The 15,160-nt window shown below is 64.1% G+C and carries 16 protein-coding genes and 1 pseudogene; 10 read left to right on the forward strand and 7 right to left on the reverse strand.

From position 1 onward, the window contains the following. Positions 1-11 precede the first annotated feature (11 nt). The 3 genes from M1B34_RS20765 to M1B34_RS20775 form a co-directional block, all read right to left on the reverse strand. Complete coding sequence (locus tag M1B34_RS20765) at positions 12-782, reverse strand: MetQ/NlpA family ABC transporter substrate-binding protein (RefSeq protein WP_123328150.1); 771 nt, start codon at positions 780-782, stop codon at positions 12-14. Between the two features lie 77 nt (positions 783-859). After that, entirely contained in the window at positions 860-1,525 is a 666-nt protein-coding gene (locus M1B34_RS20770; protein WP_268261550.1) for a methionine ABC transporter permease, read from the reverse strand. A 3-nt stretch (positions 1,526-1,528) separates the two neighbouring features. Continuing rightward, positions 1,529-2,752: an SfnB family sulfur acquisition oxidoreductase gene (locus M1B34_RS20775; RefSeq protein ID WP_268266108.1), complete on the reverse strand. Its 1,224-nt coding sequence runs from the start codon at positions 2,750-2,752 to the stop codon at positions 1,529-1,531. Between the two features lie 269 nt (positions 2,753-3,021). On the opposite strand from M1B34_RS20775, the gene M1B34_RS20780 reads away from it, so the two are divergent. The 10 genes and pseudogenes from M1B34_RS20780 to M1B34_RS20825 all read left to right on the forward strand — a co-directional run bounded on the left by M1B34_RS20780 (position 3,022) and on the right by M1B34_RS20825 (position 10,961). Beyond that, the gene (locus M1B34_RS20780) at positions 3,022-3,480 is read left to right on the forward strand and encodes a VOC family protein (RefSeq protein WP_268266109.1); all 459 of its coding nucleotides are present in this window, start codon (positions 3,022-3,024) and stop codon (positions 3,478-3,480) included. 276 nt (positions 3,481-3,756) lie between these two features. Beyond that, positions 3,757-4,968, forward strand: coding sequence for a PepSY-associated TM helix domain-containing protein (locus tag M1B34_RS20785; RefSeq protein WP_268266110.1), 1,212 nt, complete (start codon positions 3,757-3,759; stop codon positions 4,966-4,968). After that, a complete protein-coding gene (locus tag M1B34_RS20790; protein WP_268266111.1) occupies positions 4,965-5,507 on the forward strand; it encodes a thiamine pyrophosphate-binding protein in 543 nt (180 codons plus the stop codon). Before M1B34_RS20785 ends, M1B34_RS20790 begins: the two co-directional genes overlap by 4 nt. Next, complete coding sequence (locus tag M1B34_RS20795; protein ID WP_123328156.1) at positions 5,504-5,851, forward strand: hypothetical protein; 348 nt, start codon at positions 5,504-5,506, stop codon at positions 5,849-5,851. The genes M1B34_RS20790 and M1B34_RS20795 overlap by 4 nt, the downstream gene beginning before the upstream one ends. Continuing rightward, positions 5,848-6,420, forward strand: coding sequence for a DUF6162 family protein (locus tag M1B34_RS20800; protein WP_268266112.1), 573 nt, complete (start codon positions 5,848-5,850; stop codon positions 6,418-6,420). The genes M1B34_RS20795 and M1B34_RS20800 overlap by 4 nt, the downstream gene beginning before the upstream one ends. Positions 6,421-6,454: 34 nt before the next feature. Next, complete coding sequence (locus M1B34_RS20805) at positions 6,455-7,384, forward strand: metal ABC transporter substrate-binding protein (RefSeq protein WP_268266113.1); 930 nt, start codon at positions 6,455-6,457, stop codon at positions 7,382-7,384. Continuing rightward, complete coding sequence (locus M1B34_RS20810; RefSeq protein ID WP_123328159.1) at positions 7,381-8,136, forward strand: metal ABC transporter ATP-binding protein; 756 nt, start codon at positions 7,381-7,383, stop codon at positions 8,134-8,136. Before M1B34_RS20805 ends, M1B34_RS20810 begins: the two co-directional genes overlap by 4 nt. Further along, positions 8,136-9,035, forward strand: coding sequence for a metal ABC transporter permease (locus tag M1B34_RS20815; RefSeq protein ID WP_123328160.1), 900 nt, complete (start codon positions 8,136-8,138; stop codon positions 9,033-9,035). The genes M1B34_RS20810 and M1B34_RS20815 overlap by 1 nt, the downstream gene beginning before the upstream one ends. Next, entirely contained in the window at positions 9,036-10,004 is a 969-nt protein-coding gene (locus M1B34_RS20820; protein ID WP_268266114.1) for a metal ABC transporter solute-binding protein, Zn/Mn family, read from the forward strand. A 130-nt stretch (positions 10,005-10,134) separates the two neighbouring features. Then, positions 10,135-10,961: pseudogene (locus M1B34_RS20825) on the forward strand (class I SAM-dependent methyltransferase). A 66-nt stretch (positions 10,962-11,027) separates the two neighbouring features. On the opposite strand, the gene M1B34_RS20830 reads toward M1B34_RS20825, so the two are convergent. The 4 genes from M1B34_RS20830 to M1B34_RS20845 form a co-directional block, all read right to left on the reverse strand. Then, positions 11,028-11,252, reverse strand: a complete 225-nt coding sequence (locus M1B34_RS20830) for an MbtH family protein (protein ID WP_123328163.1) — start codon at positions 11,250-11,252, stop codon at positions 11,028-11,030. Between the two features lie 81 nt (positions 11,253-11,333). Further along, positions 11,334-12,746 (reverse strand): aspartate aminotransferase family protein, encoded by a 1,413-nt coding sequence (locus M1B34_RS20835; RefSeq protein ID WP_268266115.1) that lies wholly within the window; start codon positions 12,744-12,746, stop codon positions 11,334-11,336. 265 nt (positions 12,747-13,011) lie between these two features. Next, positions 13,012-14,337 carry an ATP-binding protein gene (locus M1B34_RS20840; RefSeq protein ID WP_268266116.1) on the reverse strand — a complete coding sequence of 442 codons (1,326 nt, stop codon included), beginning with the start codon at positions 14,335-14,337 and terminating at the stop codon, positions 13,012-13,014. Further along, positions 14,338-15,015, reverse strand: a complete 678-nt coding sequence (locus M1B34_RS20845) for a response regulator (RefSeq protein ID WP_123328165.1) — start codon at positions 15,013-15,015, stop codon at positions 14,338-14,340. Positions 15,016-15,160: the final 145 nt, after the last annotated feature.

Raw genomic sequence — 15,160 nt, forward strand, 5'->3', positions numbered from 1 at the left:
GAGTTTCCCCATCAGAAGCCCGGTGCAATCTGCCCTTTGTAGCGGGTCAGGATGAACTGGCGCACCGCATCGGAATTCAACGCCTTGGCCAGTTTCTGAATCCGCGGATCGTTGATGTTGTCCGGACGCGCCACCAGGAATTCGATGTATAGGTCCTTGCCCTTCTCCACGATCAGCGCGCTGTTGGTGTCGATCCCGGCTTCCAGGGCGTAGTTGGCAAACACAAAGGCCAGGTCCACCTGGCTCACCGAACGGGCCAGCAAGGCCCCTTCCAGCTCACGGATTTTCAGGTGCTTGGGGTTCTCTGCGATATCGCGCTGGGTGGCCAGGGTGTTGCTCGGGTCTTTGAGTTTGATCAGGCCGGCTTCGTGCAGCAGCACCAGGGCGCGACCGGTGTTCACTGGGTCATTGGGGATAGACACCGTGGCGCCGTCCTTCAATTCGGCAATGTTCTTGATCCTGGTCGAGTAGGCACCAAAGGGTTCGATGTGCACACCCACCACCGGCACCAGGTCGGTGTGCCGGGTCTTGTTGAAGTCATCGAGAAACGGCCGGTACTGGTAATAGTTGGCGTCCAGGTTCTTCAGCGCCAACTGCTGGTTGGGCTGGATAAAGTCGGTGAAGACCTTGATGTCCAGGTCAACGCCTTCCTTGGCCAACTCGGGTTTGACGAATTCAAGGATCTCCGCGTGGGGCACCGGGGTGGCACCGACGATCAGTTTTTCATTGGCGTGAGCGCTCAACGACAGGACGGCGGCCAGGATGGCCAGGGACTTTTTCATGCGGTGCTCCTAAGGCAGATACAAGTGACCGTCGTGGGGCGCACGTGGGGCCGTTTTTTGGTTTAAAAAAAGGGGGGTCAACGTCGGCTGTAGTGCGCCACCAAACGGTCGCCGGTCATCTGCAGGGCCTGTACCAGCACCAGCAACAACACCACGGTGACCACCATCACATCGGTCTGGAAGCGTTGATAACCGTACCGGATCGCCAGGTCGCCCAAGCCCCCGCCGCCGATCACCCCGGCCATGGCGGTGTAGTCCACCAGCACAATGGCCGTCACGGTGACCGCCGCGAGCAAGCCTCCACGGGCTTCGGGCAACAAGGTGTGGCGAATGATCTGCCAGGTGCTGCCGCCCATGGCCTGGGTCGCCTCGACCACCCCGCGATCCACTTCCCGCAGGGCGGTTTCCACCAGGCGGGCGAAGAACGGCGTGCACCCCACCACCAGGGGCGGGATGGTCCCGGGCACACCGAGGGAGGTGCCCACCAGCAAGGTGGTCAGGGGGATCAGCACGATCAGCAGAATGATGAAAGGCAACGAGCGCAGCATGTTGACGATCACCGACAGCACCCGATACACGCCCAGCGCTTCGTGCAACTGGCGCTTGCCGGTGAGAAACAGCAACACGCCCAAGGGCAGCCCCAGCACCACGGTAAACGCCAGGGCCGCGCCGAGCATGCTCAGGGTGTCCAGGCAGGCCTGGCCGATGTCGGCCCAATAGATGTTCTTGAATAACTCGGCCATGGCTCAGGACCAGTCGTGACGTGGCGGCTTGACGCCGTTGAGCAGCCAGTTGCCGACCACGTGGTACTTCCAGCGCACCGGGTCATGCAGGGTGTGGACCCGGGCATTGCGCCAGTGGCGATCGAAATTATGCGTCTTCAGGGTCGAGCGGGTGCCGCCCAGTTCGAACAGCTTGTTGCTGGCTTCGATGGCAATTTCAGTGGTCAGCACCTTGGCCTTGGCCACCGCCAGGGAGGCCCGAGCGACGTTGTCTTCATCAGGCGCCGGACGCGCCGCATCCAGGGCCAGGCCGGCCCTTTCCAACAAGGCTTCGGCCGCCTCCAGGCGAATCTCCAGAGCACCCACCTGGATGATGGTCAGCGGGTCCTCACTGGCCTTGTCCACCCCGGCGTCGATCCATGGCCGGGCGTGCTGCTGGACGAACGCAATGGTGTCGCGCAGGGCCGCCCGGGCAATCCCGGCGTCGATGGCGGCAGTGGTCAATTGGGCAAAGGGCCCGGCCAGGGTCGGGTGCTCGTAGGAGCGATAAGTGGGGAACAGGTTGAACGCCGGAACCTGGAGGTTTTCCGCCAGCACCGTGCCGCTCGACGTGGTGCGCTGGCCGATGCTGTCCCAGTCGTCGATCACCACCAGCCCCGGCGTCCCCCGCGGGACAAACGCCAGTTGCGCGCGTTGCTCCTCGTCCAGGGCCAGCACCGCCAGCCAGTGGGCGTACAACGAACCGGTGCAGTAACCCTTGCGCCCGTTGACCACATACCCCTCGCCGAAGGGACGGATGCTGGCCTGGATATCTTGCACGGTCTTGCCCCTGGTCTCCGACAAGGCATTGGCAAACCGATGGCCTTGCAGGGCCAGGCCAAAGAAATGCGCCTGCTGTTCGGCACTGCCTTGCAGGCGGATGTCCTCCAGCAAGCAGTAGTGGTTCTGCGGGATCTGCCCCAGGGACGGATCGGCCGCCGAAATGATCGCAATCACCCGGGCCAGCACCGCGTAGGACACCTGCGCCCCACCGAACTCGCGGGGCACGCTAATGCCCCACAAGCCACTGTTGGAATACAAATCCACAATCGCCGCCGGCACCTCGCGCGTACGGTCACGCTCGGCGTCCTGCTCCAGCAGGACAGCGGCCACCCGCTCAGCCACGGCAATGGCTTCGGCCCCATCGCGAATGACATGGGCAGCGGGGACATGGATAGGGTAGGCGGCAGATTCAGGCAAGGCAGGCATACAACGCTCTCGGGCGAATTAAGGTTCAATCCCAGTAATTGCAGCTTCTGTGCCGACTCCCCTGCCCCTGCCTTTACAAGACCTCGCGCCTTCCAGCCCCCCTCGATGCCAGGGCTGGGCAGGCAAAATGCTGGATCACTGTTGCTGGGTGAACAGTGCCTGGTGAGTCACCCACAGCACCTCGTCGGCCCACGACCGAGGCCAGCAAGGCCAAGCCTATAGTCAATCCATCGGAACTCGACAGCGAGCCCCCCCTCAGGAGAACCGTCATGAGCGTCAAACCCATTCCCGAAGGCTATAGCAGCGTCACTCCCTACATGGGCGTCCAACGCGCCGCCGAGGCCATCGAATTCTACAAACAGGCTTTTGGCGCCACAGAAGTCATGCGCCTGGAGATGCCCGATGGCGGCATCGGGCATGCCGAATTGCGCATCGGTGACTCCGCCATCATGCTCGGCACGCCCTGCGAGGACATGGCCCTGGGCAGCCCCGACAGTCACAAGACCACCGTGGGCATACACCTTTATGTGGAAGACGTTGACCTTCTGTTCGCCCGCGCGATTGCTGCAGGCGGCCAGGTAGCGTCCGAGGTCAAGGACCAGTTCTACGGCGACCGCAGCGGCACCCTGAAGGATCCGTTCGGCCACCTGTGGTTTATCTCCAGCCGTAAGGAAAACCTCAGCCCCGAGGAAATCCGCCAACGCGCAGCGCAGATGTTCAAGCACTGAGCCCAGACGCGGCCAGCCGTGCAAGTAACTAGGAGACAGGTGCCGTCTTGCCGACGCCTCTAAATGCTGGCCCCTGTGCTGCGATCAAACGCCCGAAACAGGGCGCTTTAACGCCTTGAAACATTTCCTTGCATATCGAGGTTCAGGTTTTACGATTCTCATTCGTCTTAATTAGATGCAGCCGGCCGCGTTGGCCAAGGTCATGCCCGGGGTTTTCCAACCGGGCAGACCGACGGTCCCAGCGCCGCTCCACTCCTCGAACAAGACGTGCATTCAATGTCGAAGAAGTCCCGCTCGAAAATCTGGTTTCTCGTTCACAGCTGGCTGGCCTTGCCCATCTGGTTTTTTGTCCTGATTGTCTGCGTCACCGGCACCCTGGCGGTGGTCAGCCAAGAGATTGTCTGGCTGGCCAACCCGGACATCCGCGCCAGCAAGCCGTCTGACGACGCTCAGCCGTTGAGCTATGACCAGATCGTCAGTGCCATCAAAAAAGCCGAGCCCCAGACCCTGGTGCAAACCATCATCACCCCGGACGAATCACACTTCGCCCTGGACGTAAGGGTCAGCTACCCGGACGGGCGTTCGGTCACGGTCTACGTCAACCCTTACACCGGCGTCATTCAGGGCGTCAGCCCGCAGTTCAACTTCCAGGCCTTCACCCGGGCGTTGCACGGCTGGTGGCTGGTGCCCTTCACCAATGGCTTCAGCTGGGGCTGGTACCTGGTATCGATCCTGGGCCTGCCCATGCTCGCCTCGCTCGTCACTGGGCTGGTGGTCTACAAGCGTTTCTGGAAGGGCTTTTTCAAACCGACCCTGCGCTTTCGCCACGGTGCGCGGATTTTCTGGGGTGATTTCCACCGCCTGAGCGGGATTTGGTCGATCTGGTTTATCGCGGTGATTTCCATCACCGGCACTTGGTTCCTGATCCAGGCCATTCTTTCCGACAACCAGATCAGCATTTCCAGTGAACCGGTGCTGCCGGTGATCGCGCGGGAAACCGTGCCCGTCTCGGCGGACGGCAGCCCGGCCCCCATGATCGGCCTGGACCAGGCCATCAATCTGGCGACACAGAAGATCCCCGGCTTCGACATCAGCTTTATCAGCCTGCCGAGCAACGCCTACAGCCACCTGTTTGTCGGTGGGCGTGGCTGGTACCCGTTGATGTTCCAGACCGCCAGCATCAACCCCTACAACGGTTCGGTGGACACCTCCCACCTGCTCAGCGACCGCACCGGCCTGGAGTTCGTCACCGAATCCATGCGCCCGTTGCACACCGGTGATTTCGGCGGGATCTGGATCAAGCTGATCTGGTTCTTCTTCGGCCTGCTGCTGAGCATGATGGTCCTCAGCGGCCTGCTGATCTGGACCAAGCGTACCGCCCTGGCCACCGCCAATGCCCTCAAGCGCAGCAACAAGCCGGCCCGTGTGAAGCACGCGCAGCAACCTGCCCCAGCCCTTAATACCGAAGCCGCGGAGAGCAACCTGTGAGCAAGGCAACCCCCGCAGCACCGACCTCGGGCCTGAGCCAGCTCTGGCACAAATGGCGCTTCCACCTGAACATCCTGCTGTTGCTGATCCCCCTGGGCTTTATGCCCAAGTACTTTTCCGACGCGGCGCTGTTCCGCGGTGAAAGCGGCCTGGGCGAGCGGGACGTCGGCAGCGTCCAGGTCGGCCCCTGGAGCCTGCGCCTGGCGGAACTGCGCAACGAGGCTCCGCGCCTCAATGGTCCGGCCGGCTACATGAAAAGCTTCAACGCAGCCCTGTGTGACACCTGCACCCAGCAGGTCAAGGCCACCTACCTGCGCATCGGCAAACCCCGGAGCCTGCGCGCCGCCGGAGTGATCTTCTTTGGCACCCCATACCGCATGGGCGCGACGTTGCCGATTCCGGAAAAAACCAAACCCGACGCCGAGCTGTGGATCACCATGGAAGGCTGGGACGGCAGCATGCACCAGGCGGCTATCCCCCTGAGCCAGGCGTCCCCGGCCACCATTGCCTGGCTCACCAAACAAGGAGGCAAACCATGATTTTCGCCGCACCTAACCACCGCCTGCGGCGGCTCGGCGCCCTCGCCCTGCTGCTGTTGAGCACAGGCTTTTGCAGCCAGGTCCTGGCCCACAACCCGATGTGCGAATGCAAGGAGATCGAGGGTGAGCAAATTCGTTGTACAGGCGGTTTTTCCGACGGCAGCGGCGCACCCGGAGTGACCCTGGACGTGATCGGCTATGACGAAACCATCCTGGTCCCGGGCAAGCTGGGCAGCGACTCGACCCTGACCTTCAAGAAACCGTCGGCCGAGTTCTATGTATTGTTCGATGCGGGCCCCGGCCACGTGGTCGAGATCGACCAAGCGGATATCGAGGCCCCATGAACAGCCCCACCACCCACGTCGTACGCCCCGCCGGTGCCGGCCACGAAACCCTGTATGTCCTGCTGTTGTGCCTGTTGATCCTCACCGTCTCCGGCTCCGTGGTGCTGTGGCACGGTGAAACCCAGGAGGTCAGTGCCGTGGCCAGCCATCAATTGGATGCCCGGCGCGACCTGAGCGCCTCCGAGCAAGGCATCTACGCCGACCTGCGGGTAACCCTGGATGAGATCCGCCTGCTGCGCGAAGACACCCAGGCCTTGCCCGCGCCCAAGGAGTTGGCCGCCGAAGGCTTTGCCCCCTTCGCCCAGGACGCCAGTTCGGTCAGCCGCGGCGATCATCAATGGCAATTGCTAGACCAGGCCTATGTCGGACTGAGCAACGACCCGCAAGTCGCCGGTTCCTTCGTCATGCGTATCAGCGCTCAAGACAGTGACCAGCCGGACATCTGGCTCAATCGCAGCCCCTCCCTCAGCGCCCCCGACGACCTCAGTGACAGCGCGCTGACCAGCGCCGGCTGGAAGCAGGTCATCGCCCAATACGATGCCGGTGTGACTCGCCAGCATCGCCACTGAACCCACGCATTCACCGAGAGAAGACCGCTAGCCCATGCCTACTCCATCGCAACGTCGCCCGCTGCTGCGGGTGCTGCTGGTCAGCCTGCTGGCCCTGCTGCTCAGCCCCCTGGCCAGCGCCGACCAGGCCAAGCGCCTGCGCATCGGCATCACCCTGCACCCTTACTACAGCTACGTCGCCAATATCGTCGGCGACAAGGCCGAAGTGGTGCCGCTGATTCCTGCCGGCTTCAACCCCCACGCCTACGAGCCCCGGGCCGAAGACATCAAGCGCATCAGCGGGCTGGACGTGGTGGTACTCAATGGCGTGGGTCACGATGACTTCGCCGACCGCATGATCGCCGCCAGCGAGCGTCCGGACATCCCAGTGATCGAAGCCAACGAAAACGTGCCGCTGCTGGCCGCCACCGGCGTTGCCGCCAGGGGCGCCGGCAAGGTGGTCAACCCTCACACCTTCCTGTCGATCAGCGCGTCCATCGCCCAGGTCAACAACATCGCCCGTGAGCTGGGCAAGATGGACCCGGCCAACGCCAAGACTTACACCCAGAACGCCCGGGCCTACGGCAAGCGCCTGCGGCAGATGCGGGCCGACGCCCTGGCCAAGCTGACCCAGGCGCCCAACGCCGACCTGCGAGTGGCCACAGTGCATGCCGCTTACGACTACCTGCTACGTGAGTTCGGCCTGGAGGTGACGGCGGTCGTGGAACCGGCCCATGGCATCGAACCCAGCCCCAGCCAGTTGAAGAAGACCATCGACCAACTGCGCGAACTGGACGTCAAAGTGATCTTCTCCGAGATGGATTTCCCCTCCACCTATGTGGAAACCATCCAGCGCGAATCCGGGGTCAAGCTGTACCCGCTGTCGCACATTTCCTACGGCGAATACACCGCCGACAAATACGAAAAGGAAATGACCGGCAACCTCAACACCGTGGTCCGGGCGATCCAGGAGTCAGGCGCATGACCGCTCGTGAACCCCTCACTCGTGGCCCGGCCATCGAGTTCGACCACGTCAGCCTGACCCTCGGCCGCACCACCATCCTCGACCAGGTGAACTTCCAGGTGCAGCCAGGCACGGTGCACGCCTTGGTCGGCCCCAACGGCGGCGGCAAGAGTTCGCTGATCAAGACCCTGCTCGGGCAAATGCCCCATCAGGGCCAGCTGCGCCTGCAATGGCCCACCGAACCCGGGGTGATCGGCTACGTGCCGCAGGCCTTGGAGTTCGATCGTGGCTTGCCCATGACCGTCGACGACTTCATGGCCGCCATGTGCCAGCGCCGCCCGGCGTTCCTTGGCCTCAGCCGCCATTACGCCAAGGCCATCGGCGAGGCCCTGGAACGGGTCGGCATGCAGGACAAGCGCAAGCGGCGCATGGGCGCCTTGTCCGGCGGCGAACGGCAGCGGGTGCTGCTGGCCCAGGGGCTGATCCCGGCCCCACAACTGCTGGTACTGGACGAACCCATGTCGGCCCTCGATGAGGCCGGCATCCAGGTCTTCGAACGCCTGCTCAACGACTGGCGCCAGAGCGGCATCACCCTGCTGTGGATCGAACACGACCTGGAGGCCGTAGGCCGCCTGGCGGACCGGGTCACCGGGCTCAATCGCCGCGTATTGTTCGACGGCCCGGCGCGCCAGACCCTGACCCCGGAGCGCCTGCTGAGCCTGTTCTCCACCCATCCTCGTGCTGTGGACACGGCCGCTGGGAGTGCTGCCTGATGAGCTATGAAGCCTTTCGTCTGATGATCCAGGGCTGGGCCTCTTCGGGTTACCTGCCCGAAGCCCTGGCCTATGGTTTTGTCGTCAACGCCCTGCTCGCCGGTCTGCTGATCGGCCCTGTGCTGGGCGGCCTGGGCACCCTGGTGGTGGTCAAACGCTTTGCCTTTTTCTCCGAAGCCGTGGGGCACGCAGCCTTGACCGGCGTGGCCGTGGGCATTCTGCTCGGCGAACCCTACACCGGCCCTTACGGCAGCCTGTTCGGGTACTGCCTGCTGTTCGGCATTCTCCTCAACTACCTGCGCAACCGCACCGGCTTGGCACCGGACACCCTGATCGGGGTGTTCCTCTCAGTCTCCCTGGCCCTGGGTGCCAGCCTGCTGCTGATTCTGGCGGGCAAAATCAACGTGCACATCCTGGAGAACGTCCTGTTTGGTTCGGTGCTCACGGTCAACGGCAATGACCTGCTGGTGCTGCTGGTGGTGGGCGCACTGGTGCTGGGCCTGAGCCTGCCGCTGTACAACCGCATCATGCTGGCCAGCTTCAACCCGCAACTGGCAGCAGTACGTGGCGTGGCGGTGAAGTCCCTGGACTACCTGTTCGTGATCCTCGTGACCCTGATCACCGTGGCGGCCGTGAAGGTCATCGGCGCGATCCTGGTGGGCGCCCTGCTGGTGATTCCAGCGGCGGCTGCACGCTTGCTGAGCCAGTCACTGAAAGGCTTTTTCTGGATTTCGGTCGCCATCGCCACGGTCAGCACCTTGTGCGGCATCCTGCTGCCGATCGTCTTCGACCTGCCCGTGCCCTCCGGCGCCGCGATCATTCTGGTGGCCGGCATCGCCTTCGCCCTGGCCGCGATTGCCCGCGGCACCGTCCCCAGCCTCAAAGGGAATATCGGATAAATGCACAGTTCCTTGCGTCACCTGACATTGGCCTTGGCCCTCGCCGGCTTGGGCAACACCGCACTGGCACAGGACCGTTACGAGCCCATGCGCATGCTGGCCAGCAATGGTTTGGGCAATACCGCACGGCACGCCGCCAAGAGCAGCCCGGCGCCGACGGTGCTCGCGTCCCTGCCCGTGACCTACGGCCTGGCCCAGCACCTGCTGCAAGGCACCGAGGTCAAGCTGGAACGGGCCGCCCCGGGCAACCTTCCGGGCTCACGGCAAACCGCCTACTTCACCGGGCGCGGCGCGCCGGCCCTGCACAAACTGGCCCTGCAAGCGGATGCGGTGATCGGCCTGCGCTCCATCTGGCCCGATGACCCGCTGTACCCCAATGCCCGGCGCAGCAACATCCGCATCATTGAAGTGGACGCCGCGCGGCCGGTGGATGGAGCCCTGCCGGGCATCGCCGTGCAACCGGGAAAAACCGATGGCCTCAACAGCCAGCCCTGGCAGACCAGCAACAACCTTGGGCGCATGGGCGATGTGCTGGCAGCGGACCTTTCGCGCCTGGCGCCTGAAGCCAAACCGAAGATCGACGCCAACCTGGCCGCGCTGAAACAGCGCCTGCTCAAGCTCAGTGCCGAGAGCGAGGCGCGCCTGGGCGAAGCAGACAACCTGAGCGTGCTGAGCCTCAGCGATCATTTCGGCTACCTGGCCAGCGGGCTGAACCTGGAGATGGTCGCGGTGGATGCCCGTGCCGACAACGAATGGACCCCCGAGGCCCTGAAAGCACTGGAAACCCAGCTCAAAGACAACGATGTGGCGCTGGTGCTGCATCACCGCCAGCCGTCGGATGCCGTGAAGGCAGCCATCAGTGCCGCCGGCAGCCAGTTGCTGGTGCTGAAAACCGACAGCGACGATCCACTGGCCGAGCTGGAGGGCAACATCCAGCAAATCACCACCGCCCTCAACGCCAAATCCTGACGACCTCGCAGTCAAAGCCTGTCGCCGGCGCCCAGCCCGGTGGCAGGCTTACACAATCCCTCAAGAATTGCTCCGCGCCTGAATGCTAACCTGCCGCTTGCCCTCAAGGACCGACAGGAAGCCAACCCCCATGAGCGACTACCTCAAGCTCAATCAAGCCAACTGGGACGAGCGCGCGCCGTTGCACGCGGCGTCCAAGGAATACGCGTTCCAGCGCTATATCGATGACCCCCATCACCTGTCCTGCGTGGTGCGTTTTGACTTGCCCCTGCTGGGGGATATCCGTGGGCTGCGGGCATTGCATCTGCAATGCCATATCGGCACCGACACCCTGTCCCTGGCCCGCCTGGGCGCGCAGATGAGCGGGCTGGATTTCTCCGCAGCATCCCTGATCGAGGCGCGACATCTGGCCGAGCGCTGCGGCACGTCGATCGACTATGTCGAATCCGATGTCTATGCCGCCGCCGAGGCCTTGCCGACCGGTAGTTTCGACCTGGTCTACACCGGCATCGGCGCCCTGTGCTGGCTGCCCAGCATCGACCGCTGGGCGCACAACGTCAGTACCCTGCTCAAGCCCGGCGGCCGGCTGTTCCTGCGCGATGGCATCCCATGATGATGAGCATCAATGAAGACCGTCACGACGCCCTGGTGGTGGACCGGCCCTACTTCGAACAGCCCCAGCCCATGAGCTGGAACGATGACAGCACCTACGTCGAAACCTCGGTGCGACTCAAGGCGACCCAGAGCTATGAGTGGAACCACGGCCTGGGCGAAGTCATCAGTGCGCTGCTCAAGCACGGCCTGCAGATCACCGGGCTGGTGGAGCACCAGAGCATTCCGTGGGAGGCGCTGCCTGGGCAGATGGTCTGCGACGAGCAGGAGGAATGGCACCTCAAGGATGCGCCGTGGCGCTTGCCCCTGAGCTACACCTTGCAGGCCTGCAAACCCAAGGGCTGAAACCCCGGCGACAAAAAAGCCCGCGGCACCTCAGGGTGCGGCGGGCTTTTTCATGGGGTCGACGACTCAGTTGGCGGCGGCCTGCTGGTCCATCTTCTGCCGCAGGCTCAGGGGCCGCATGTCGGTCCAGACTTCTTCGATGTAGGCCAGGCATTCCTTTTTCAGGCCGCTCTTGCCCACGGTGCGCCAGCCTTCCGGCACAGCCTTGTAATCCGGCCAGATCGAATACTGCTCCTCGTGGTTGACCACTACCTGAAAGAGGATGTCCTCGCGGTCAAATACTGAAGTCATTGCTTGTCTCCATCGCTATAGGGTTGCCTGCGCCCACGGCACAGCGCTTGTGTAGAAGGAACGGATCAGCCCGGCAAAAATTTACAGGCTGGCCACGGCGGCGGCCACGGCCTTGCTGAAGATCTCCGCCACCTGATCGATTTCGGCGGCGCTGATCACCAGCGGCGGCAGGAAGCGCACCACGCTGCCGTGGCGCCCACCCAGTTCAAGGATCAGGCCGCGCTTGAGGCACTCGCGCTGCACCAAAGGCGCCAGTTTGCTGAAATACGGCGGATGGCCCTGGGCATCCAGGGCGCCGCTCGGGTCCACCAGCTCGACGCCGAGCATCAGCCCGCGCCCCCGGATATCCCCCAACTGCGGGTAATCGCGCTGCAGGATCAGCAAGTGCTCGCGCAGGCGGTCACCCATGGCGGCCGCGTGCTCGGGCAGGCGCTGTTCCTTGAGGTAGCGCATCACCGCAGAACCGGTGGCCATGGCCATCTGATTGCCGCGGAAGGTGCCGGCGTGGGCGCCGGGCAGCCAGGTGTCGAGCCAGTCGCGGTAGACCATCACCGCCATCGGCAGGCTGCCACCAATGGCCTTGGACATCACCACCACATCGGGAATGATCCCCGCGTGCTCAAAGGCGAACATCTTGCCGGTGCGGCCGAAACCACTCTGGATCTCGTCGAGAATCAAGGCCACCCCGGCCTCCTCGGTAATCCGCCGCAGCCCGCGCAGCCAGTCCAGGTCCGCCGGGATCACTCCGCCTTCGCCCTGCACCGCCTCGACGATCACCGCCGCTGGCAACTGCACGCCGGCTTCCGGGTCCTTGAGCAGGTTTTCCAGGTAATGCAGGTTGACCTTGACCCCTTCCGCGCCGCCCAGCCCGAAGGGGCAGCGGTAGTCGTACGGGTACGGCAGGAACTGCACACCATTGCTCAGCAAACCGGCAATCGGCCGCTTGGCCCCCAGGTTGCCCATCAGGCTCAGGGCGCCCTGGCTCATGCCGTGGTAGCCGCCCTGGAATGACAACACCGTGCTGCGGCCAGTGGCGGTGCGCACCAGCTTCAGCGCGGCTTCCACGGCGTCGGTGCCGGTGGGGCCGCAGAACTGGATCTTGGCCTCGGCCGCCAGCTCAGCGGGCAACAGGCCGAACAGGTCCTGGACGAACTGGTCCTTGACCGGGGTGGTCAGGTCCAGGGTCAGCAGCGGTAGCTCGTCGGCCAGCACTTGCTGGATCGCCGCGATCACCACCGGGTGGTTATGCCCCAGGGCCAGGGTGCCGGCACCGGCCAGGCAGTCGATAAAACGTCGGCCTTCAACGTCTTCGACGTGAATCCCGCGCGCCCGTTTGAGGGCCAGGGGAATGCGCCGCGGGTAGCTGCGGGCATTGGACTCCTGGCGGTTCTGGCGGGCCAGCAGAGGCGACTCGGTGAACTGATACAGGGTTTCCGCCGGTGCGGGGCTAAGGCCCACGGCCGGGTCTTGGATAAGGCTGGTAACGGCTGACATCTCGCGAACCCTCACGCTGCAATTGAGCAAAACGGCCACCGGCCGGATGCGCAGCCGAAGCAGGGTGCGCACTGACAGGTTTTCCTGTTCTGGAAACGCATCAGCGCAGTCAGGATTTACACCCTCAGGTCGCAAAATTGCACAAAGGCCAATCAGGCAGCGTCCCCCCTACCGGCAACAGCGCCCTTTGCAGGCGCCCGGTTGGCCGGCGATGGCGGTCCTGGGGGCCTTATCGCTGGCAAGGGGGGATTTGAGTGCGTGGGGCTTAGGCGCGGTGGGCTGGCAGCGTCAGTTCAACACGCAGGCCATCGGGGCGGCTGTCGAAATGCAGGTCGCAATCGCAGCGCTGGACGATGGCCTGGACAATCGCCAAGCCCAGGCCGCAGCCGCTGCTCTGGCTGTCCCGCCAGAAGCGCTGGGTCAGGTGCTGCAAGTCGTCCGGGGGAATCCCCGCGCCATGGTCACGCACCTGGAACCGCAGGCGACCGGCGATGATCTCCAGGTTCAACTCCACCGGGCAGTCCTCCGGCGTGTGCCGCAGGGCGTTGTCCAGCAGGTTGCGCAAGGCGGCAATGGCCAGGGTCGAGGGCATGTCCACTGACGCGTCGCCCGCCTTCTCCCCCAGGTGCAACTTGACCCGCTGGCGCGCGCCTGCGGCAGCATCCTGGATCGCCAGGCGCGCCACTTGCTCGGCGCTGCACTGCACACCGTCATCAAACGACAGGCTGCCTTCCACTCGGGCCAGCAGCAGCAATTGCTCCAGGGTCCGGTGCATGCGGTCGGCGCCCTCTTCGGCGCGGGCCAGGGATTGGTCCCGGGCCGCGCCTTCGGTCATGCGCGCTACCTGCAAGTGGGTCTTGATTGCCGTCAGCGGGCTGCGCAGTTCATGGGCCGCATCGCCGGTCAGGCGGCGTTCACGCTCGATGGTCTTGCCGATGCGCTGGAACAATTGGTTCTGGGTTTCCAGCAGCGGCCGCAGTTCACTGGGCAACGGATGAATCTGCAACGGCTCCAGGGAGTCGGCGTTGCGCCGCATCAGCGCGTCACGCATGCGGTTGAGCGGCATCAGGCTTTGCCCGATGCCCAGCCATAACAGCCACAGGCAACCGAGCAAGGCCACGCCAACCGGCACCGAGGCCGCCAGCAACACCGACAGGTTCAGGGCCTCGCGCTCCACTTGGCGATCGGCCGTGGTGATGCGCAAATCGCCCCGGGCCAGGGTGAAAGTGCGCCAGGGCGCGCCGTCGATTATCTGATCGTGGAAGCCCATCTTCTCGGCTTCGAGTTTTTCGTCCGGCGTGCTGTGGCTGCGGGCGAGAATTTCGCCGCGCAGAGAGCTGACCTGGCAGGCCATGCCCCCGGGGATATTCAACTGCTCGGAGCTGAAGTGCGTGCCCTCGCCCTTGCTCGGCAGCGCCGGCAACTGCTCCAGCAAGCCGGCGACCATGCGCGCAGACGCCACCAGGCGCTGGTCGAGGGAGAACATCATCTGGTTGCGCAGATCGCTGAGCATCCAGGCCGCCGCCAAGGCCCAGATCAGGATGAACGCAGCGCCCAGCGTCAGGCTCAGGCGCAAACGCAAACTCATCACTTACGCATCCTCCCCGCCCTCGGCCGGCCCCAGGCGATAGCCCAGGCCGCGCACGGTCTCGACGATGCCGTTGCCGAGTTTGCGGCGCAGGTGATGGATATGCACGTTGAGGGCATTGCTTTCCAATTCGTCATTGAAGCCATAGACGCTGTCCTTGAGCTGCTCGCTGGACAACACCCGGCCGCGGTTGTGCAACAGTGCCTGGAGCAGCGCCTGCTCGCGGCGCGACAAGTCCACCGGCTGGCCGCCGAGCTGGGTTTCCCGAGTGCTCGGGTCGTAGGTCAGGCGGCCGTGTTCGATCAGGTTGACGCTGCGCCCGGCGACCCGGCGCAACAGGGTGTGCAGGCGCGCCGCCAGTTCGCGCAGGTCAAACGGCTTGAGCAGGTAATCGTCGGCCCCGGCTTGCAAACCGTCGACCCGGTCGGTCACCGAATCCCGGGCGGTGAGGATCAGCACCGGGATTTCCAGGCCGTGCTGGCGTTGCTGCTTGAGCAACTTGAGGCCGTCCTCATCGGGCAGGCCCAGGTCCAGCACCATGACATCGAACTCGGCCACGGCTAGCATGGCGCGGGCCGCCGACGCACTGGCGACATGTTCCACCGTCAGGCCCTGGGCGGTGAGACCGGCGACAATGCCACTGGCGATCAGCTCATCATCTTCACAGACAAGTACGTGCATGGTGAGACCCGTAGAAAAGCGTTGATTAAGACGGCGGCGGATTAAGCGGACATTATGCCCGCGCCGCCAAGGGAACAAGGCGTGGCGGTTTAATCGTCGGTTAATCGCCGACCGCCATTGTGCTGCACACTTACCGCGTATTAAG

Origin of the sequence: Pseudomonas morbosilactucae, assembly GCF_023241715.1 — a bacterium.
Lineage (GTDB): Bacteria > Pseudomonadota > Gammaproteobacteria > Pseudomonadales > Pseudomonadaceae > Aquipseudomonas > Aquipseudomonas morbosilactucae.